This window comes from Thioalkalivibrio sp. ALE10 (genome assembly GCF_000381385.1).
Classification (GTDB): domain Bacteria; phylum Pseudomonadota; class Gammaproteobacteria; order Ectothiorhodospirales; family Ectothiorhodospiraceae; genus Thioalkalivibrio.
Genome location: NZ_KB906452.1, coordinates 146,613 through 164,502, shown reverse-complemented (window position 1 = coordinate 164,502; position 17,890 = coordinate 146,613). Strand labels below are relative to the sequence as shown.

The following is a 17,890-nucleotide window of genomic DNA, read 5'->3' as shown; positions in this document are numbered from 1 at the left end:
GGGCTGCGCACGGATTCGTCCCGCTGCGCGGTCTACGTGCGGGGCATTGCGAGGAGCGAAGCGACGAAGTCATGGGGATCCGGAACCACCGGGTTCCCGGTCGGGTCGGCTTCGTCGGGCGTGTCCCGAGATTGCTTCGCTGCGCTCGCAATGACGGGTCCCGGGGGCTCGCAATGACGGTTCATCATCCCGAGGGGGTGGGCATGGCGGTGAAATTGCAACGGATGCCGGTGCTGGTGGTTGTGATGCTGGGGCTGGCGATGGGCGGCTGCACGCTGCAGAAGAGCGAGGGCCGGGACGACGGGTTCGAGCCGCGTCCGGGCACCGTCGAGGCAATGGAGCCGTTTCATGCCTTCCTGGACACCCGGCCCACCCCGGAGGAATTCCGGCGGGTCTATCCCGATGTGACGCTGGTGCTCCCGGGCGACATCGCGACGCACGAATACCGTACCGACAACAGCCGCTTCTTCGCCGAACTCGACGACGACGGCCGTATCGTCGACGGCGAGTTCCGCTGAGCCTCCCGATGCTGAAGATCTCCGGTAACGTGACCATCCCCGACGCGGAGATCGAGCTGACGCCGATCCGCGCGCAGGGCGCCGGCGGGCAGAACGTCAACAAGGTGGCCACCGCCATCCATCTCCGCTTCGACATCCATGCCTCCGCGAGTCTGCCCGAGGTCTATCGCGAACGCCTGCTGCGCCGGCGCGATCGGCGCATCACCCGCGACGGCGTGATCGTGATCAAGGCACAGCAGTACCGCACGCAGGAGGCCAATCGCGAGGATGCCCTCGAGCGCCTGGCCGAGCTGCTGCGCGAGGCCGGACAGCCGGTGAAGAAGCGGCGCCCGACGCGACCGCCCCGTGCCGCCAAACTGCGCCGGCTGGACGCCAAGACCCGGCGCGGGCGCAGGAAGGCCCTGCGCGGCCGCGTCGACCCCGACTGATGCCCCCTTACCTCCGCGGCATGCCCTGCATCCGGAGGGGGCATGGCTCCGTGCTTTCGGGCATGCTTTTCCGTGTGTATCCAGGATTTATGCGGGAGACGGGGCATGAATGGCGATGCGGACAACGAGCAGGCGTTCGATCCGGAGGCGGAGCTCCTGGACACCTTCACCCGGGTGGAATTCGACTGGACGATGCTGACGCCCTTCCCCGACTTTGCCGTGGTCGGCGGCATGGTGGTGGGGGCGCTGATCCTGGCCTGGGGCATGCTGCAGCGACCGCGTCACCGCACGGCCATGCTCGGCGGCGCGGGCGTGATGCTGCTGGCGGTGGCGGCCTACGTGCTGATGGCACTGGTGGCCCTCTACCTGGTGCGTCGGCGGCGCAGCCCCGGCTGGCAGCGGCGCGGCGACTGAGCTCGTCAGGGCAGCAGCGCTTCCAGGCTCTGTGCCGGCATGGCGCGGTGGAACAGGAAGCCCTGGAAACGTCTGCAGCCGCGCTGTCCGAGGAACTCCTGCTGGGCGGGTGTCTCGACCCCTTCGGCCACGACCTCCAGCCCCATGGTGCGGGCAATGGCCAGGATGGTGGTTACGATCTCGGCGTCGCCCGGATCGTGTTCGAGGTCGCGCACGAAGGAGCGGTCGATCTTCAGTTCGGTCACCGGCAACCGCTTGAGATACCCGAGCGACGAGTATCCGGTGCCGAAATCGTCCAGCGCGAGGCCGATGCCCAGCGCCCGCAGCTCCTGCAGGTTGGTCATCAACTGTTCGGATTCCTCGGCCATCACGCTCTCGGTGATCTCGAGTGTCAGTCGCTGCGGCGGGGCGCCGGTCTCGTGCAGCAGCTGGCGCACCTCGTCGAGCAGCCGGGCATCGCGCAGGTGCGGAGCGGAGAGATTGACCGCGAGCTGCAGGGCCTCGGCGCCGGGGATGTTGCGCCAGCGGGCCAGGTGCTCGCAGGCCTGGCGCAGGGCCACCCGGCCGATCGCGAGGATCTGGCCGCTCTGCTCCGCCACGGGGATGAATTCGGAGGGTGAAACCTCCCCGGGCTCGCCCGGGTTCCAGCGCATCAGGCCTTCGGCACTGATCACGTTGCCGTCCGTGTCCACCTGCGGCTGCAGGTGAAGGAGCAGATCATCGGCATCCAGCGCATCCCGCAGGGCCCGTTCCAGTTCCGCCCGCCGCTGCAGCTGGCGCTGCATCTCCGGGTCGTAGAAGCGCATCGTGTCGCGACCGTGATGCTTGGCCTGATACATCGCGAAATCCACCTGCTTGAGCAGTTCCTCGCTGGTGTCCTCGCCCTGCGGGAACACGCTGACGCCGACGCTGGCCTGGATGACATGCTGGATCCGGTCCAGTATCAGCGGCTCCCGAATATGGTCCAGCAATTTGGCGGCGAGCTTGCCGGCATCCGCGACCGCCTGGTCGGAATCGGGCTTGAGCTCTTCCAGCAGGACCACGAATTCGTCGCCACCGATGCGCGCCACCGTGTCCTGCGGGCGAACCTGCCCCTGCAGGCGCTGTGCGACCAGCGTCAGCAGCCGGTCGCCGACCGAATGGCCGCGGGTGTCGTTGAGGGTCTTGAAGTTGTCGAGGTCGATCAGCAGCAGGGCCGAGCGCCGCCCGGACTGTTCGGCGGCGCGGATGGCGTGGTCCAGGCGCTCGTGCAGCAGGCGGCGGTTGGCCAGGCCGGTCAGCGGATCGAGAAAGGCGAGGCGGGCGTCTTCTTCGACTTCCAGCATGCGCCGCAGCCGCTCCACCATGTCCAGGGTGGCGCCCTGGAGGGTGGCGACTTCCTGCAGCCGCGAATCGCGGCGGATGCGGGTGGTGAACCGTCCCTGGCCCACGTCCTCCAGAGTGGCCACCGCCTCGCGCAGCGGTCGCAGGGCGCGCCCCAGCCAGAAGTACAGCGCCCAGCCGATCAGGAGGAGGGCGATGATCGCCCCGGCGCGCGTGGCGTTGTTGATGAAACGCTGGGTCGTAACCGAGTCGGTGATGTCGCGGATGACCACGATGTTGCCGGTGACGTCCTCGCCGTCGAACGGGGTCAGCGGCAGGTGCACCGCGAGTTCATGGCGTCCGGCGGCGGTCGTGCGTCGTGCCGCGGCCCGGTTCAGCATGGGGCCGGGGTTGGGCAGGGCCGCCGCGGGCGCGGTGTGTTCCACCCGCCCCCCGGCGTCCAGCAGCACCGCGCGGGTATCCGCCTTGCCCGCGAGGGTGTCGAGGGCGGACCCGGCCAGCGATTGCAGTGGCACGACCACGCCGACCAGCTGTCCCTGGTCGTACAGCGGGATGGTCAGTCCGGCGAAATAGCGCCCCTCCGGAGTGCGGTGCAGGCCCTGGTGGATGCGGCCGTCGTCCAGCGTGGCCCGCGCCAGCGGAAACTCGGTGGCGTCCTCGAGAACGGAGTCAAACCGGCGTTCGCCGTCGGCGTCATAAATGACCAGGCCGCTGGCGACGCCCGCGGCGGTCAGTCGGTTGTGCAGCGGGTCGGCATAGCCCGCCACCGGCTCGTCGCCGGCAAGCGCCTCGCGCAGCGCGCGGTTGCGGGTGATCGTGGTGGCCTCGCTGCGCAGCGCCTGCAGTTCGGCCTCCAGCACCTGTTGCCAGGCGGCTTCCTGGGTTTCCATGGCAAAGCGGTCGAGCCGCTGGTCCGCCTGCTGCAGGGCCAGATGGGCACCGGTAGCCAGGGCGGCGGCCAGCAGGGCCAGACCGGCGAAAGCAGCCAGTGCAATGGCCGTTCGCAGTGGCATCACCCGCGCCTCCGCTCCGGTTCCCATCTCATTCGAAGGGGTAGTTGCGGCGGCTCCACTCGGGGTAGCCGCCGGGAAAGTAGTGGAGGTCGTCGAAGCCCCATTCCAGTGCGCGGCGGATGGCGGCTTCGGTACGCCAGCAGTCGAACTCGTTGCAGTAGACGACCACCGGCCGGTCCCGGCCTCCGGCGACTTCGAGCAGTTGCTCGCGGGTGAAGCGGTTCCGCGGGTCGTCCGCGTCGCGCATGATGGTCAGGTTGGTTGCGCCCGGGATGCGGCCGGCGCGATAGTCGGCTGACAGGCGCACGTCGACGAACGGAACCCCCTCGCGAAACAGCCTCCAGGCGCCGTCGGCGTCGACGCGCGTGGTGTCCGCGATGGCCTCCGGCGCCCGATACGGCTCATCGGCCGCTGCGGGTGCAATGGCCGTGACGGCCAGCAGACACCAGAGCAGGAGGATCAGTGGGTTCATCGCCACCGCGGTTCACGAGTTTTGGGTCAATGTATCACGAGTTGTCCGTGAACTCCGAGGCGTCACCCGCCTCGGACTGCTGGTGCTGCCACAGGCGTGCATAGGTGCCGTTGCGGGCGAGGAGTTCCCGATGGGTGCCGGTTTCGACGACCCGCCCCTGATCCAGGACCACGATGCGGTCGGCGTGTTTCACCGTGGACAGGCGGTGGGCGATCACCAGTGTCGTGCGGCGCGCGGAGACCTCGTCCAGCGCCTGCAGGATGCCCTTCTCGGTGTCGGAATCCAGTGACGAGGTGGCCTCGTCGAACACCAGGATGGGCGGGTCCTTCAGCAGCATGCGGGCGATCGCGATGCGCTGCTTCTCGCCGCCGGACACCTTCAGGCCGCGCTCGCCCACCACCGTGTCGAGACCATCGGGGAGGCGCGCGACGAAGCCCTCCAGATGGGCCAGGCGCACCACCCGCTCGATCGCCGCGTCACTGGCGGAGGGGTCGCCGTAGGCGATGTTGTAGCGGATGGTGTCGTTGAACAGCACGGTGTCCTGCGGAACCATGCCGATCGCCCGGCGCACGCTCGCCTGGGTCACGTCGCGCAGGTCCTGACCGTCGATGGTGATGCGCCCGCCGGTCACGTCGTAGAAGCGGAACAGCAGCCGTGACAGGGTGGACTTGCCGGCGCCGCTGGGGCCCACCACCGCGACCCGTTTCCCGGCCGGCAGGTCGATGGTCACGTCCTCGAGGATCGGTCGGTCCGGCTGGTAGTGGAAATCCACGTGCTCGAAGCGCACGTGCCCGGCGCCGACCTCCAGGTCCGGGGCATCGGGGCGGTCCTCGACCTGCACGGGCTTCTCCAGCAGGCCGAACAGGCGCTCGATGTTGGCCAGCGACTGGCGGATCTCGCGATAGACGAAGCCGAGGAAGTTCAGCGGGATGAACAGCTGGATCATGTAGGCGTTGACCATCACCAGATCGCCCAGCGACATCGAGCCGTCGGCCACCCGCGCGGCGGCCAGCAGCATCATCACGGTGATCGCCGCGGCGATGATCAGGGCCTGCCCGGAGTTGAGCAGCACCAGCGACAGCACGTTCTTGGTACGCGCCTGTTCCCAGGCCGCGAGACCGCGGTCGTAGCGGTCGGCCTCGAAATCCTCGTTGCCGAAGTACTTGACCGTCTCGTAGTTGAGCAGGCTGTCGATCGCCCGGGTATTGGATTCGTTGTCGCGCTGGTTGGCCTCGCGCACGAAGCGCGTGCGCCATTCGGTGATCCAGATGGAGAAGGCCGCGTAGACCGCCACCGCGACCAGCACGGTGAACATGAACACCGGGCCGACGGCGAACAGCAGGATGCCGGCCACCAGCAGGATCTCGATCAGGGTCGGCAGGATGTTGAACACCATGAAGCGCAGCAGGAAGCTCATGCCGCTGGTGCCGCGCTCGATGTCGCGGGCCAGGCCCCCGGTCTCGCGTGCCAGATGGAACCCCAGCTCCAGCCGGTGCAGGTGCTGGAAGACTCGCAGCGAGGCGCGCCGCATCGCGCGTTCGGCCACGCGCACAAAGACCGCGTCGCGCAGCTCGCCGAAGAAGGTCCCGCCGAAGCGCAGCAGGCCGTAGCCCAGCACCAGCGCCACCGGCACGGTCACCAGGGCCTCCGCGCCGGCCTCCTCGAAATGCTCGACGATGTATTTCAGCGCGATCGGCACCGTCACGGTGGCCAGCTTGGCCAGCGCCATCAGCCCCAGCGCGAGGAACATCCGCCCGCGGAACTCGGACAGGTACGGCAGCAGGCTGCGTACGATGCGCCAGTTGATCGCGTTGTCGGGAGCGTCGTGGACCGAAGAGCCGAAACCGCGCATGGAAAGTCACCCGGATGAAGGGAGCGCGTAGCCTACTATGCACACCGGGAAGCTGCCCGTTCTTGCGCCCGGCGCGGGGCCTGGGGCAGTCTGAACAACTTCATGGCAAGGCAGGTGGACACGCCGGTGGAAGGGAATCAGACCGCAGCAACAGCGGCGCAGGGAAGCGCCCCGGAAACCATCCTGCGCGAGACCTTTGGCTACCAGGCCTTTCGCGGGCAGCAACAGGCGGTGGTGGAACACGTCATCGGCGGTGGCGACGCCCTGGTGCTGATGCCCACCGGCGGCGGCAAGTCGCTGTGCTACCAGATCCCGGCGCTGGCGCGGCGTGGCTGCGCCATCGTCATCTCGCCGCTGATCGCGCTGATGCAGGACCAGGTGCAGGCCCTGCGGCAGAACGGCGTGGCCGCGGCCGGGCTGGATTCGGGCCAGGACGAGGCCACCGCGCGCGGGGTGCTGGCCGCGCTGCATGCCGGGGAGCTGGATCTTCTGTATCTGTCGCCGGAGCGGCTGTTCGCACCCGGCATGCTGGATCGTCTGGAAGGGCTGGAGCTGGCGCTGTTCGCGATCGACGAGGCGCATTGCGTGTCGCAGTGGGGGCACGACTTCCGCCCGGAATACGGGCGCCTGGCGGTGCTGGCGGAGCGTTTCCCGTCGGTGCCGCGCATCGCCCTGACCGCCACCGCCGACGAACCCACCCGCGAGGAGATCCGCGAGCGCCTGCGCCTGGAGTCGGCGCGGATGTTCGTCAGTTCTTTCGACCGGCCCAACATCCGCTTTCGCGTCGCGGCGGCCGATGGCGCGTCCGGCCCGCCGCGCGAGCGCCTGCTGCGCTTCATCCGCGAGGAACACCCGGGCGAGGCGGGCATCGTTTACTGCCTGTCGCGGCGCAAGGTGGACGAAACCGCCGAATGGCTGGCGGCGCGCGGGGTTACCGCGCTGCCGTATCACGCGGGGCTGTCGGCGGCGACCCGCGCCGAGCACCAGCGCCGTTTCCTGCGCGAGGATGGCGTGGTGATGGTCGCGACCATCGCCTTCGGCATGGGCATCGACAAGCCCGATGTGCGCTTCGTCGCCCACCTGAGCCTGCCGAAGAGCCTCGAGGGCTACTATCAGGAGACCGGCCGCGCCGGACGCGACGGCCTGCCGGCCGACGCCTGGATGCTCTACGGGCTGCAGGACGTGGTCACGCTGCGGCAGATGCTGCAGGACTCGGAGGCCGGCGAGGAGCGCCAGCGCATCGAGCAGCAGAAGCTCGAGGCCATGCTGGGCTTCAGCGAACTGACTACCTGCCGCCGTCAGGCCCTGCTCGCGTGGTTCGGCGAGACCCTGCCCGAGCCCTGCGGATACTGCGACAACTGCCAGGACCCGCCGGCCACCTGGGATGCCACGGTGGCCGCGCAGAAACTGCTTTCCTGCGTCTATCGCACCGGCGAGCGTTTCGGTGCCGGGCACGTGATCGCGGTGTTGCGCGGCAGCCGCAGCGAACGCCTGACCCGCCTCGGGCACGAACGCCTGAGCACCTTCGGCATCGGCACCGAGCTGGACGAACGCCAGTGGCGCGGCCTGGTGCGTCAGCTGCTGGCGCGCGGCCTGCTGCGGCTGGATCCCGAGGGCTATGGCGGGCTGCGCCTGGACCCCGGGTGTCGCGCCGTGCTGCGTGGCGAGGAATCCCTGCACCTGCGTCACGAGGCCGCCGGGGCGCGGCCCGCACAGCCCTCGCGGGGTGAAACCGCACGTTCGGTTGCCGGTCTGGATGCGGAAGACCGGGCCTTGTGGGACACTCTGCGCAGGCTGCGGCAGAAACTGTCGACGGATCAGGGCGTGCCGCCCTACGTGATCTTCAACGACGCCACCCTGCTGGAGATGGTGGCCGGCACACCGCGCACTCCGGACGAGCTGCTGGGCATCTCCGGGGTCGGGCAGCACAAGCTGGATCGCTACGGCGAGGCCTTCCTGGCAGCGATCCGCGAACACCTGGGACTGGAAGTCCGGGAATAACGAGAACGAAGTTCGGGGAGAGTCGAGTGACCCGCATATCATTTCTGGAAGATTTCTATCGCTATCGGGACGGGCAGCTCGTGGTCACCCCGGAGCAGGGGAGCCGCTTTGCCAAGACCGTGGCGGGGGACTTCAACCCCATCCATGACGCCGATTCGCGGCGGTTCTGCGTGCCCGGCGACCTGCTGTTCGCCCTGGCCCTGGATGCCTGGGGGGCCAGCGCTTCGATGAACTTTCGCTTTACCGGCATGGTGGGCGGTAACGCCCCGGTGCATTTCCCGGAGAACCCCGGCGAACAGGTGGCGATCACCGACGAGAATGGCAAGAGCGTGATCGAGATCGAACGTTCGGGGGCGGTGGTTGATGACCCGGCCGCGATCGAGTCGCTGATTCGCAGCTACGTGTCGTTCTCCGGACAGAACTTCCCGCACGTGCTGGTGCCGCTGATGCGCGAGCATCAGGTGATGGTGAACCCCAAACGTCCGCTGGTGATGTACGAGCGCATGGGGTTCGAACTGCCCGAGCCGCTGGCGGCCGCGGCAGCCGTACCCGAGCCGCGGCTGAAGGACGCGGTCATGACGGTCAACGGCAAGCGCGGCGAGATCCGGCTCGACTACGAACTGGTGACCGACGGCGCGGTGGTCGCCCGGGGCAGCAAGCACCTGGTCCTGAGCGGCCTGCGGCCGTTCGACGAAGCCGATGTCGAGCAGCTGGTCGCGGATTACGAGAGCTGGAAGGCGGCCTGGGCGCAGGCGGGGTCGGCAACCGCCTGACCCGGCGGGGGTCAGGTGCGCACCGCCTCCTCGAACCGTTCCTCGTCCATCTCCCGGATCTTCCTCTCCAGCGCGTCGAGGTGGTGCACCACGCTGCGCGAGGCCTCCTCCAGTGCCTCCATGTGCATCCGGATCAGCGGTTCGTTGCGCTCGTGCTGGCGCCGGGCGAAACCCAGCATTTTCGAAAACATCGAGGCGTTCTCTTCCTCGGTGACCAGCTTGAAGATCTCGGCGTACGCCTGATGCAGGTGGCGGTGGGCCTCGTCGATCGATTGGAACTCGGGAAAATCGTTGAGCGCCTGACCCTCACTGAAATACCACTGCCCGAACGGGCAGTCGGTGTGCAGCACGGGGATCTGGTCCTTTTCCACCGGCACGCCCTGGGTGAGGAGCTCGGCGCGGCCGACCCAGGCGAGGTGGGCTCGTTTGGCCTGGTGCAGACGGTCCAGGACTTCCTGCTTTTCCATGTCGTTGTCCTCGTCAATGAGTCGGTGTTCCATACGGGAACCGGAACGATTTCCCACAATAAAAAAATCCATTTAATCCTTGAAGGAATCACAAAAAAAGCCCGGGCCCCCCAAGGGGAGCCCGGGCCGGAAGCTCGCCGGGACCCGGCTCTCGCGGCCGGATCCGGTGAGGGGCTGCCTCAGTAGCGGTAGCCGAAGGCCTTCTCGAACTTGTCGGCGAACTCTTCGGCCGAGAAGTGGTGGTTCTGAGTGCCGGAATGGGCGATCTTGATCGAGCCGATCAGCGAGGCGATGCGGCCGGTGGTCTCCCAGTCGTAGCCCTTCTCCAGACCGAACAGCAGGCCGGCACGGTAGGCGTCGCCGCAGCCGGTCGGATCCTTGATCGCGGCCGGTTCCACCGACGGGATGGTGATCTTCTTGCCGCCGGTGTAGATGTCGGAGCCGTCGCCGCCACGGGTAACGATCATCGCGTCCACCATCTCCGCCAGCTGCTCCATGCTCATGCCGGTGCGATCGGCGGTCAGCTGCGCCTCGTAGTCATTGAACGCGGCATAGGTGGCGTTCTCCATGAAGCGCTTGAGGTCGTCGCCGTCGAACATCGGCAGACCCTGGCCCGGGTCGAACATGAACGGGATCCCGGCGTCGGCGAACTGCTGGGCGTGCTCGATCATGCCGTCGCGGCCGTCCGGGGAGACGATGCCGACCTTGATGCCGTCGGCGTCGGTGACCTTCTGCTGGTGCGAGAAGCCCATCGCGCCCGGATGGAAGGCGGTGATCTGGTTGTCGTCCTGGTCGGTGGTGATGAAGGCCTGACCGGTGTAGGTGTCCTTCAGCTCCTTGACGAACTTGCGCGAGATGCCGTGGCGGTCCATCCAGTCGGCATACGGGGTGAAATCGCCGCCCACGGTGGCCATTACGGTCGGGTCGGCGCCCAGCAGCTTCATGTTGTAGGCGATGTTGCCGGCGCAGCCGCCGAACTCGCGACGCATGTCCGGGACCAGGAAGGACACATTCAGCATGTGCACCTTGTCCGGGAGGATGTGGTTCTTGAAGCGGTCGGGGAACACCATGATGGTGTCGTAGGCCATGGACCCACAGATCAGAGCGGACATGTTGACTCCTTGCGTTGTTGAAGCGGTTCGGATGACGCCGATGTGGCGTCAAAACGGCCCTGCGGCGCGCGATTGCGGGGTGCGCGGCGCGTCTGCGGCGGGCCGGATGGTGCGCACAGGGTAAATATTTGGGCGCAAAACAACAAATCGACGCCGCGTGATCCTCGGTCCGGTACCTGACAGGTGCCCGCGGGGGGCTTCAGCATCCCTTGTTGCCGGGGACCTCGATCGCCAGGCGGTCCCGGGCATAGCCCCGAAGGCGCTGGTAATCGGTGTGCATTCGGTCGGTGAAATGACAGACGCGTTGCAGGCCCGGGGCCAGGTCATCGGGGTTCTCGATGTACTCGTGGACCAGCCGGTTGCGCAGATGGCGCATCTGCAGCCAGTCATCGGCCTGTTCGATGAGCCCCAGCTTTTCAAGGCGTGCCAGATTGTCGATGGCCGGTCCCGGTTTCTCGCCCGCACTGGTGAGAAAGGCCGGGACCAGCTTGTCCATGATCGTGTCCTGCATCCGCCCGAACTTGGCACCGAAGGATTCGAGCCGGTCGATGCCGCTGTCGGCAGCAAGGATGCCTCGCACACGGTCGGGGGAAACCGAACAATCACCCGCGAGGAGCCGTTCCCGTACCCCCAGAAGATGTTCGTCTTCGCGATCGACCAGGTTCAGCAGCCGGGCCAGGCGTGCAGGCGAATCGGTGGTCACAGCGGGAGTCCGGTGCGTCGGGCGTGAGTGTCGATGGGCCGCGCGGGGGCACCGCGCCGATGGACGACGAGGTCCACGCGGCGCTCGCCAAGCCGCCGCTGCAGGGCGGCATGCAGTTTTAGTTCCCTTTCAAGGAGTTCGTCCGGCGTGCCCTCGGCCTCGACGTACAGGTCGATGTCACCTCCTCGCGCCGAGTCGTCCGTGCGGGACCCGAAAAGGCAGACCCGGGCGTCCGGGCCGAATGCACGGGCCACTTCCTGACGGATGACGGTTTGCTGTTCCGGGGACAGGCGCATATGACCAAGTATATCAGTGCAGCATCGGGATGAAGCGCCGGTCGCGACCGCCACGGGTGGCGCCGGCGGCCCGAGCGACGCCGTTCGTGCCCCGGTCATTGCGATCCGTCATTGCGAGGAGCTGAAGGCGACGTGGCAATCGGCCAAAGTTGTCTGCACGCTGGAACAGGCGGCTTCGGATGGAGATCGCCACGTCGCTTCGCGACTCGCGATGACGGGAGCGGGGCAGCGCCGTGCCGGGGGCTTTGTGGCAGCATGGAGCTATTGCCGCGAGCGAGGGCCTGTCCGATGAAACCACGCATCCTGATCCCGATCCTGATCTTACTGCTGTTGCTGCTGAGCCTGTGGTCGGCGGGCCTCGACGGCAACGGCGGCGGTTTGCTGCCCGGTGCGCCGGACAGCGGGGCGGCCCCGGCGGCTGAACCTCCGGCCCCGGCGGTGCGGGTAACGTCGATTCCGGGGTGAACGCCATCCCGGCCCCGGCCGCCGGTTCCGGCCGGCGCGAAGTCATCTTCCATGCGAGCAGGCCCGCGAGCACCTGGCCGCGGCACGTTCGCGTCTGCAGGGGGCGCGGGCCAGCCTCGAGGACCTGCGGGCCGAGGCGCGGCTGGCGGAGTCGGAGTACCGGCGTCACCGCGAATTGTTCGAGGACGGGGCGGTGTCCGCCAGCGACCTGGAGCGGGTGGAGACCCGGCGTGACCGCGCCCGCTCGGCAGTGGAGGCAGGCGAGTCGGCGGTGGAGGTCGCACGCAGCGAGGTCGAGGCGGCGCGGGTGATCCTCGACATCGCCACCGGCGAACGCAGCGAGGACGAAACCGAATCGCTGGCCGTGCGTGCGCCGGCTGGCGGCGTGGTGCTGCACCGGCACCGCTGCTGCGAGGGCTCGGTCGCGGCCGCGCCGGGTCGAGGTCGGCCGCCGCAGCGATTTCACCACGCAGATCCGCGAGGGTCTGGAGGCCGGGGAACGGGTGGTGACTCGACCGGGCGACCAAGTGCAGGCCGGGACCCGTGTCATCGCCGACTGAGGTGCGAGGTTTATTTCCCCGACGGTGGGGCAGGATCTCTCGAGGTACTCCAGTCTAGACATGGTGTTCGCTTGGAGCGAATACTGCCGTGAGTAAGGGATGGATGACATGGACGTCAGGTTTACGACTAAAGCGATCAAGGAACTGAAGAAGGCCGGAGCGGCCAGCGACCTTGTCCTGGCAAAAATCCGGCAATATGCGGCCGAGCCGGACAGCCTGGCGAACAATGTGAAGGGCTGAAAGGCCGAGAGGAATATCGACTTCGCGTCGGGGATTACCGGGTGCTGTTCGTGATCCTTCAAGACGGCACCATGACCATCATGGAAGTCACCGCCATTCGCCATCGGAGCAAAGCCTATGACTGAAACGGCCGAGCAAATTACTCTTGATCGGGGCGAGTATGAGGCCCTGCTGGCGCGTCTGGAGGATGCCGAAGACCGGGCCGTCATCGCCGAGCGGCGGAATGCTCCCACCCTGCCCCTCGCCGCGGTCGAACGTCACCTGGCCGGAGAAAGCCTTGTGACCCTCTGGCGGGAAGAACGGGGGCTATCCCAGCGCGCCCTGGCCTCCGCAGCCGGTATCTCGCCCGCGATGCTGAACGAAATCGAGCGGAAGAAAAAGGTGCCCTCCATCGTGACCGCCCGTGCCCTGGCCGATGCGCTCGGCGTGGGCCTGGACGATCTGTTTGCTTGAGCGCCCGGGCGCGGGGCCGTGAACCTGGTGCCTCGGCAGGCGTACCAGGTTCGGATCACGGCCCCCGTGTCCGGCGTCAGGCCTTGCCCTGCAGCTGCGGGATGACCGCCTCGTTCTCCAGGGTGGAGGTGTCCGAGGTGATCTCCTCGCCCTTGGCGATGGAGCGCAGCAGGCGCCGCATGATCTTGCCGGAACGGGTCTTGGGCAGGCCGTCGGCGAAACGGATGTCGTCGGGCTTGGCGATCGGGCCGATCTGCTCGCCCACCCATTCGCGCAGCTCCTTGAGCAGCCGGTCCGCCTCGTCGCCGGTGGGGCGGTCGCCGTGCAGGATCACGAAGGCGACGATGGCTTCGCCCTTCACGTCGTGCGGGCGCCCGACCACCGCGGCCTCGGCGACGTCCTTGTGGGCCACCAGCGCGGATTCGACTTCCATGGTCCCCATGCGGTGCCCGGAGACGTTGAGGACGTCGTCGATGCGGCCCATGATCCAGAAGTTGCCTTCCGCGTCGCGGCGCGCGGAGTCGCCGGCGAGGTAGTACTTGCCGCCGAACTTGGGCCAGTAGGTGTCCTTGTAGCGCTGGTCGTCGCCCCACACTGTACGCAGCATCGACGGCCACGGCTTCCTGATGACCAGGTAGCCGCCCTCGTCGGCACCCAGGCTGTTGCCGTCCTCGTCCACCACGTCGGCGTCGATTCCGGGCAGGGCGCGGGTGCAGGAGCCCGGGACCAGGGTGGTGGCGCCGGGGATCGGGGCGATCATGTTGGCGCCGGTCTCGGTCTGCCACCAGGTGTCCACGATGGGGCAGCGCTCGCCGCCGACCTCGCGGTAGTACCACATCCACGCCTCGGGGTTGATGGGCTCGCCCACGGTGCCCAGCAGGCGCAGTTTCGAGAGGTCGTACTGCTCGGGCAGGTCGGGGCCGGCCTTCATCAGCGCACGGATGGCGGTAGGGGCGGTATAGAACACGGTCACGCCGTGGTCCTGGCACATCTTCCACCAGCGCCCGGCGTCCGGCACGGTGGGCACGCCCTCGTAGACCACCTGAGTGGCGCCCACCGCCAGCGGGCCATAGGCGACGTAGGTGTGGCCGGTGATCCAGCCGACGTCGGCGGTGCACCAGAAGATGTCGTCGCCCTGCAGGTCGAACACCCACTCGTTGGTGATGATCGCGCCCAGCAGGTAGCCGGCACTGGAGTGCTGGATGCCCTTGGGCTTGCCGGTGGAACCGGAGGTGTAGAGCAGGAACAGCGGGTGCTCGGATTCCACCCACTCGGGTTCGCAGTCGACCGATTCGCCGTCCACCGCGTCTTCCCACCAGACGTCGCGGCCTTCCTGCATGGTCACGTCATTGCCGGCGCGCCGGCAGACGATCACCTTCTCGACCTCGGCGGAGTTGCTGGCCAGCGCCTTGTCCACGCCGGCCTTCAGGCCCACCACCTTGCCGCCGCGCTCGCCGCCGTCGGCGGTGATGACGACGGTGGCGCCGGAGTCCACCACGCGGTCGCGCAGGGCATCGGCGGAGAAACCGCCGAACACCACCGAGTGGATCGCGCCGATGCGGGCGCAGGCCTGCATCGCGATCACCGCCTCGGCGTTCATCGGCATATAGATGACCACGCGATCGCCCTTCTCGACACCCATGCCCTTGAGCGCGTTGGCCAGCTTGCCGACCTCGTTGTAGAGCTCGCGGTAGGTGAGGTTGCGGGTGTCGCCGTTCTCGGCCTCGAAGCGGATCGCGGTCTTGTTGCCGCGGGCTTCGAGGTGGCGGTCGATGCAGTTGTAGGAGACGTTCATGCGCCCGTCGGCGAACCAGCGGAAATGCGGCGCGTTCGAGCTGTCCAGCCCTTCGGTGAAGTCCGTCTGCCAGTCGATCTTCTCGCGCGCCAGGTCGCACCAGAAGCCTTCGTAGTCGGCCCGGGCCTTGTTGTGCAGGGCCTCCACGTCCTCCGGCTTGAGCCGGGCGTTCGCGGTGAATGCCGCCGGCGGATCGAAATGGCGGGTCTCGGTGAGGGTGGACTCGATGGTGTCGCTCATGCGGGCCTCCATGTTCTGCGTGGTTCCAGCGGATTCGTTGGGGGTATGGGTCTTGTCGGCGCGAGGATAGCATGCCTGTCGGCCGTGTCCGCCCTACCAGAGCCGGGCGGGACGGAACAGTACGCGTCCCAGTGCGAGTGCCCCGGTCGGGTCGCGTTCGGCCACCAGCGCGGCAAATAGCTCGGCCGCGCCAAGGGCGTCCAGCAGGGCGTCGTGGCTGCGCCGGGGTGGCAGGTTGTAGTCGCCGCGCAGGGCGTGCAGGCGCAGGCCACCGGCACTCACCGGACGGCCGGCGCGGCGCCGGGCGCTCTCGGCCAGGCGCAGGGTGTCGACCACCGGCAGGGGCGGGCGGGTGCCGTAGCGCCGTTCGCAGGCGCGGGCCAGAAAGCCCAGTTCGAGGGCCGCGTGGTGGGCGATCAGCACGCGGCCCTCGAGCGCGCGGAACAGGGCGTCCAGGGCCTCCCCGGCGTCGACCCCGCGGGCGGCGTGTTCATCGGTGATGTGGTGGATCACCGCGCTTTGTTCCGGGACCTCGCGGTCCGGGCGCACCAGCACATAGTCGGCGGTGGCCAGATCGATGGCCGTACCCTCCAGCGCCACCCAGCCGATGCTGAGGATCGCGTCCTGCTCCGGGTCGAGGCCGGTGGTCTCGATGTCCACCGCGAGGAAGCGGGTGCGGGCCACCGCCTGCGCGGGCGCCGGCGGCGGGGTCTCCAGGCAGTTGCGCAGCGGGCCGGCCGGGGTCTGCAGCCGGGCGCGGTTGCGGGCGCGACAGAAGCGCCAGTACCCGGGGGAAAACCAGGCGGCGGCCCGGGCGAACGGGCAGGCCTGGCCGGGCGAGGCCATGGCGTTGCTCATGCCTGCCCCTCGCCCCCCAGCGCCGCCCGGGCGGCCTGCGCCACGCGCACGAAGGCGGCCTTCAGTCGGCTGCGCTCCAGGCCCGTGAGCGTGGTCGGGTCCACATGGTTGTCCGCGGACTGGCCGGCGGCGATCTGGCGCGCCTGGTGGCGCGCGCGAACGCCGGCGATGAAGCGGAAGGCCTCCTCCACTTCGCGCGCCGTGTCGTCCGTCAGGATCCCGGCGTGGGCACTGGCGCGCAGCCGCTCGGGAGTGCTGCGGGCGTCGGCCCGGGCGCGCAGGGCACATACCCGGGCCAGTGCCACGATCGGCAGCAGGCCGCGGCGCTTGAGGTCTAGAGCCGGGCTGTGTTCGCCGTCGTGTTCGAGCACGAAGCGGCGGAAGAACCCCAGCGGCGGCCGCAGCTCGCGCGCCTGCAGGGCCATCGCGGTGTGGACGCTCTCGTGCCGGTAGCCGAGCTCCAGCGCCTGCTGGCGCAGGGGCATGAACAGGCTGTGGCTGCCGTGGATGACCCGCAGGTCGAGATAATGCGTGGCCAGTCGGGCGTCCTGCGCGTCCGGCCGGGTGAACACGCGCTCGAAGGCCGCGTGCCAGTCACGCGCCGGGCCGCGCCAGGCGGCGTGGGAGGGGTCGACCCCGCCGGGGCAGCGGCGGATGCCGCAGGCGTCCAGTCCGTAGGTCACCTCGCGGGCAAGGGCAGCGAACCATTCATCCGCGTCCTCCGGGGCATCGTCCGCCCACACCAGCGCGGTGTCCTGGTCGGTATGCGCCAGCTGTTCGTGGCGGCCCTGGCTGCCGCTGGCCAGCCACGCCCAGGTGGCCGGCGCGGGGCCCAGGCGCTCCTCGGCCAGTTCCAGCAGGCGACGGGTCAGGGTGTCGATCACCAGGGTCAGCACCTGGGCGCAGCGCAGGGCATCCACCCCGGCCTCGCTCAACTGCTGCTGCAGCCGGGGCAGGGCCTGCATCCGCAGGCTCAGCTCGGCGGGCGAGCCCGCGCGGCGCAGGTCGCGGATCAGGTGGATCGCGCTGGTCCCCTGGTGGCGGATCAGGTCGGTGCCGGAGAGGATCCCGGCCAGGCGCTCGCCGTCGGGTTCCACCACAGGCAGGTGATGGATGTCGCGGCGCGCCATCTCCAGCAGGGCCTCGAACGCCGGGGTGTCGCCGGTGACGGTGACCAGTTCGCGCGTCATCCGCTCGCGTACCGGGGTGTCGGGCGGGACGTCCTCCGCGAGGACGTGACGCAGGTCGGTGTCCGTGAGCATGCCGGCCGGACGGCCGGGGGCTTCCCCGTCCTGCAGGAGCAGCGCGGAGACATCCGCTCCGGTCATGCGGCGGGCGGCCTCGCGCAGCGAGATGCCGGCATCCGCCTGCAGGACCTGGGGGCTCATCAGCGAGGCCACCGGGGTGGTCAGCAGGGTGGTGCGGCCGTCGGCGGTGCCGAGGTTATCCCGGTCGCCCATGTCGCCAGGGTCGTCGTTGTCCGGCGTGGACAGTCCGCCGGGGGCGCGCAGGAAGTCGCCCAGGGCGGGGTGGTGGAGGGCGAGGTCCTCGGCCCGGGCCTGCGGCAGGTGATACACCAGTGCGTCCTCGGTCACCCGGGCGTGACCGCCGGGTCCGGTGGCCGCACACTCGCCGCCAGTCACGCGTGCCACGTCGCCCTCGCCGAGACGGTCGCACAGGGTGTCGCCGGCGTCGAACAGCTCGATCGCCCCGGTGTGCACGATCCACAGGCCGTCGCCGTTTTCGGCGGGCGGAAACGCCGCGCCGTGGCGCAGGTAACGCAGGGTCAGGCGCCGCACCATGGCGGCGCGGGCCGGGGCGGGCAGTTCCGCGAGATCCGGTGCCTGATCGAGGAAGTCGCGGATCTCGTCGAGTTCGGCGGTCATCGCGCTGCTCCGTGGTGGACG

At 68.7% G+C, this 17,890-nt stretch carries 19 protein-coding genes and 1 pseudogene; 10 read left to right on the top strand and 10 right to left on the bottom strand.

Annotated elements, in window-relative coordinates; genetic code table 11:
* The first annotated feature begins 224 nt into the window (after positions 1–224).
* From F788_RS0107260 to F788_RS0107250, 3 genes are all read left to right on the top strand, one after another.
* Positions 225–518: a hypothetical protein gene (locus tag F788_RS0107260; RefSeq protein ID WP_019589737.1), complete on the top strand. Its 294-nt coding sequence runs from the start codon at positions 225–227 to the stop codon at positions 516–518.
* Positions 519–526: 8 nt separating this feature from the next.
* Positions 527–946, top strand: a complete 420-nt coding sequence (arfB, locus tag F788_RS0107255; RefSeq protein WP_019021818.1) for an alternative ribosome rescue aminoacyl-tRNA hydrolase ArfB — start codon at positions 527–529, stop codon at positions 944–946.
* Between the two features lie 105 nt (positions 947–1,051).
* A complete protein-coding gene (locus F788_RS0107250) occupies positions 1,052–1,360 on the top strand; it encodes a hypothetical protein (protein WP_019021819.1) in 309 nt (102 codons plus the stop codon).
* A gap of 5 nt (positions 1,361–1,365) precedes the next feature.
* Here the strand turns inward: F788_RS0107250 and F788_RS0107245 are convergent, their stop codons facing one another.
* The 3 genes from F788_RS0107245 to F788_RS0107235 are packed head-to-tail and all read right to left on the bottom strand — an operon-like array spanning position 1,366 to position 6,020.
* Positions 1,366–3,696 carry a bifunctional diguanylate cyclase/phosphodiesterase gene (locus tag F788_RS0107245; RefSeq protein ID WP_019589736.1) on the bottom strand — a complete coding sequence of 777 codons (2,331 nt, stop codon included), beginning with the start codon at positions 3,694–3,696 and terminating at the stop codon, positions 1,366–1,368.
* Positions 3,697–3,724: 28 nt separating this feature from the next.
* On the bottom strand, positions 3,725–4,168 hold the full coding sequence (locus F788_RS0107240; protein WP_019021821.1) for a rhodanese-like domain-containing protein: 444 nt from the start codon (positions 4,166–4,168) through the stop codon (positions 3,725–3,727).
* Between the two features lie 34 nt (positions 4,169–4,202).
* Positions 4,203–6,020, bottom strand: a complete 1,818-nt coding sequence (locus F788_RS0107235; protein WP_019021822.1) for an ABC transporter ATP-binding protein/permease — start codon at positions 6,018–6,020, stop codon at positions 4,203–4,205.
* 102 nt (positions 6,021–6,122) lie between these two features.
* Between F788_RS0107235 and recQ the strand changes: the two genes are divergently transcribed.
* The gene (gene recQ / locus F788_RS0107230; protein ID WP_019589735.1) at positions 6,123–8,021 is read left to right on the top strand and encodes a DNA helicase RecQ; all 1,899 of its coding nucleotides are present in this window, start codon (positions 6,123–6,125) and stop codon (positions 8,019–8,021) included.
* A 26-nt stretch (positions 8,022–8,047) separates the two neighbouring features.
* Positions 8,048–8,794: a DUF3581 family protein gene (locus F788_RS0107225; protein WP_019589734.1), complete on the top strand. Its 747-nt coding sequence runs from the start codon at positions 8,048–8,050 to the stop codon at positions 8,792–8,794.
* A gap of 11 nt (positions 8,795–8,805) precedes the next feature.
* On the opposite strand, the gene F788_RS0107220 is transcribed toward F788_RS0107225, so the two are convergent.
* The 4 genes from F788_RS0107220 to F788_RS0107205 form a co-directional block, all read right to left on the bottom strand.
* Positions 8,806–9,294, bottom strand: coding sequence for a CZB domain-containing protein (locus tag F788_RS0107220; RefSeq protein ID WP_019589733.1), 489 nt, complete (start codon positions 9,292–9,294; stop codon positions 8,806–8,808).
* Between the two features lie 146 nt (positions 9,295–9,440).
* Positions 9,441–10,373 (bottom strand): carbohydrate kinase family protein, encoded by a 933-nt coding sequence (locus F788_RS0107215; RefSeq protein ID WP_019021826.1) that lies wholly within the window; start codon positions 10,371–10,373, stop codon positions 9,441–9,443.
* A gap of 199 nt (positions 10,374–10,572) precedes the next feature.
* Complete coding sequence (locus tag F788_RS0107210; RefSeq protein WP_019589732.1) at positions 10,573–11,076, bottom strand: hypothetical protein; 504 nt, start codon at positions 11,074–11,076, stop codon at positions 10,573–10,575.
* Positions 11,073–11,372: a nucleotidyltransferase domain-containing protein gene (locus F788_RS0107205; RefSeq protein ID WP_018870278.1), complete on the bottom strand. Its 300-nt coding sequence runs from the start codon at positions 11,370–11,372 to the stop codon at positions 11,073–11,075. The genes F788_RS0107210 and F788_RS0107205 overlap by 4 nt, the downstream gene beginning before the upstream one ends.
* A gap of 288 nt (positions 11,373–11,660) precedes the next feature.
* Between F788_RS0107205 and F788_RS14050 the strand changes: the two genes are divergently transcribed.
* The 5 genes and pseudogenes from F788_RS14050 to F788_RS0107185 all read left to right on the top strand — a co-directional run bounded on the left by F788_RS14050 (position 11,661) and on the right by F788_RS0107185 (position 13,090).
* Positions 11,661–11,837, top strand: coding sequence for a hypothetical protein (locus F788_RS14050; protein WP_019569673.1), 177 nt, complete (start codon positions 11,661–11,663; stop codon positions 11,835–11,837).
* Positions 11,838–11,868: 31 nt separating this feature from the next.
* Positions 11,869–12,397, top strand: a pseudogene (locus tag F788_RS13690) (TolC family protein); the annotation flags it as partial.
* Between the two features lie 99 nt (positions 12,398–12,496).
* Positions 12,497–12,637, top strand: a complete 141-nt coding sequence (locus F788_RS14150; RefSeq protein ID WP_019589731.1) for a hypothetical protein — start codon at positions 12,497–12,499, stop codon at positions 12,635–12,637.
* Positions 12,592–12,762: a type II toxin-antitoxin system RelE/ParE family toxin gene (locus F788_RS14145; RefSeq protein WP_369772468.1), complete on the top strand. Its 171-nt coding sequence runs from the start codon at positions 12,592–12,594 to the stop codon at positions 12,760–12,762. The genes F788_RS14150 and F788_RS14145 overlap by 46 nt, the downstream gene beginning before the upstream one ends.
* Positions 12,755–13,090 (top strand): helix-turn-helix transcriptional regulator, encoded by a 336-nt coding sequence (locus F788_RS0107185; protein WP_018870275.1) that lies wholly within the window; start codon positions 12,755–12,757, stop codon positions 13,088–13,090. The genes F788_RS14145 and F788_RS0107185 overlap by 8 nt, the downstream gene beginning before the upstream one ends.
* A 76-nt stretch (positions 13,091–13,166) precedes the next feature.
* On the opposite strand, the gene acs is transcribed toward F788_RS0107185, so the two are convergent.
* From acs to F788_RS0107170, 3 genes are all read right to left on the bottom strand, one after another.
* The gene (gene acs / locus F788_RS0107180; protein ID WP_026332734.1) at positions 13,167–15,125 is read right to left on the bottom strand and encodes an acetate--CoA ligase; all 1,959 of its coding nucleotides are present in this window, start codon (positions 15,123–15,125) and stop codon (positions 13,167–13,169) included.
* A 93-nt stretch (positions 15,126–15,218) separates the two neighbouring features.
* Positions 15,219–15,971 (bottom strand): 3'-5' exonuclease, encoded by a 753-nt coding sequence (locus F788_RS0107175; RefSeq protein WP_019592873.1) that lies wholly within the window; start codon positions 15,969–15,971, stop codon positions 15,219–15,221.
* 8 nt (positions 15,972–15,979) lie between these two features.
* Positions 15,980–17,869 (bottom strand): putative nucleotidyltransferase substrate binding domain-containing protein, encoded by a 1,890-nt coding sequence (locus tag F788_RS0107170; RefSeq protein ID WP_019589728.1) that lies wholly within the window; start codon positions 17,867–17,869, stop codon positions 15,980–15,982.
* Positions 17,870–17,890: the final 21 nt, after the last annotated feature.

Bases quoted from the DNA above. Each gene is read 5' to 3' on its own strand.
- F788_RS0107220 (WP_019589733.1), bottom strand. From the start codon at position 9,294: ATGGAACACCGACTCATTGACGAGGACAACGACATGGAAAAGCAGGAA.
- F788_RS0107235 (WP_019021822.1), bottom strand. From the start codon at position 6,020: ATGCGCGGTTTCGGCTCTTCGGTCCACGACGCTCCCGACAACGCGATC.
- F788_RS0107185 (WP_018870275.1), top strand. From the start codon at position 12,755: ATGACTGAAACGGCCGAGCAAATTACTCTTGATCGGGGCGAGTATGAG.
- F788_RS0107250 (WP_019021819.1), top strand. From the start codon at position 1,052: ATGAATGGCGATGCGGACAACGAGCAGGCGTTCGATCCGGAGGCGGAG.
- F788_RS0107245 (WP_019589736.1), bottom strand. From the start codon at position 3,696: ATGCCACTGCGAACGGCCATTGCACTGGCTGCTTTCGCCGGTCTGGCC.
- F788_RS0107170 (WP_019589728.1), bottom strand. From the start codon at position 17,869: ATGACCGCCGAACTCGACGAGATCCGCGACTTCCTCGATCAGGCACCG.
- recQ (WP_019589735.1), top strand. From the start codon at position 6,123: ATGGCAAGGCAGGTGGACACGCCGGTGGAAGGGAATCAGACCGCAGCA.
- F788_RS0107260 (WP_019589737.1), top strand. From the start codon at position 225: ATGCCGGTGCTGGTGGTTGTGATGCTGGGGCTGGCGATGGGCGGCTGC.
- F788_RS14150 (WP_019589731.1), top strand. From the start codon at position 12,497: ATGGATGACATGGACGTCAGGTTTACGACTAAAGCGATCAAGGAACTG.
- F788_RS0107175 (WP_019592873.1), bottom strand. From the start codon at position 15,971: ATGGCCTCGCCCGGCCAGGCCTGCCCGTTCGCCCGGGCCGCCGCCTGG.
- arfB (WP_019021818.1), top strand. From the start codon at position 527: ATGCTGAAGATCTCCGGTAACGTGACCATCCCCGACGCGGAGATCGAG.
- F788_RS0107215 (WP_019021826.1), bottom strand. From the start codon at position 10,373: ATGTCCGCTCTGATCTGTGGGTCCATGGCCTACGACACCATCATGGTG.
- F788_RS14050 (WP_019569673.1), top strand. From the start codon at position 11,661: ATGAAACCACGCATCCTGATCCCGATCCTGATCTTACTGCTGTTGCTG.
- F788_RS0107205 (WP_018870278.1), bottom strand. From the start codon at position 11,372: ATGCGCCTGTCCCCGGAACAGCAAACCGTCATCCGTCAGGAAGTGGCC.
- F788_RS0107240 (WP_019021821.1), bottom strand. From the start codon at position 4,168: ATGAACCCACTGATCCTCCTGCTCTGGTGTCTGCTGGCCGTCACGGCC.
- acs (WP_026332734.1), bottom strand. From the start codon at position 15,125: ATGAGCGACACCATCGAGTCCACCCTCACCGAGACCCGCCATTTCGAT.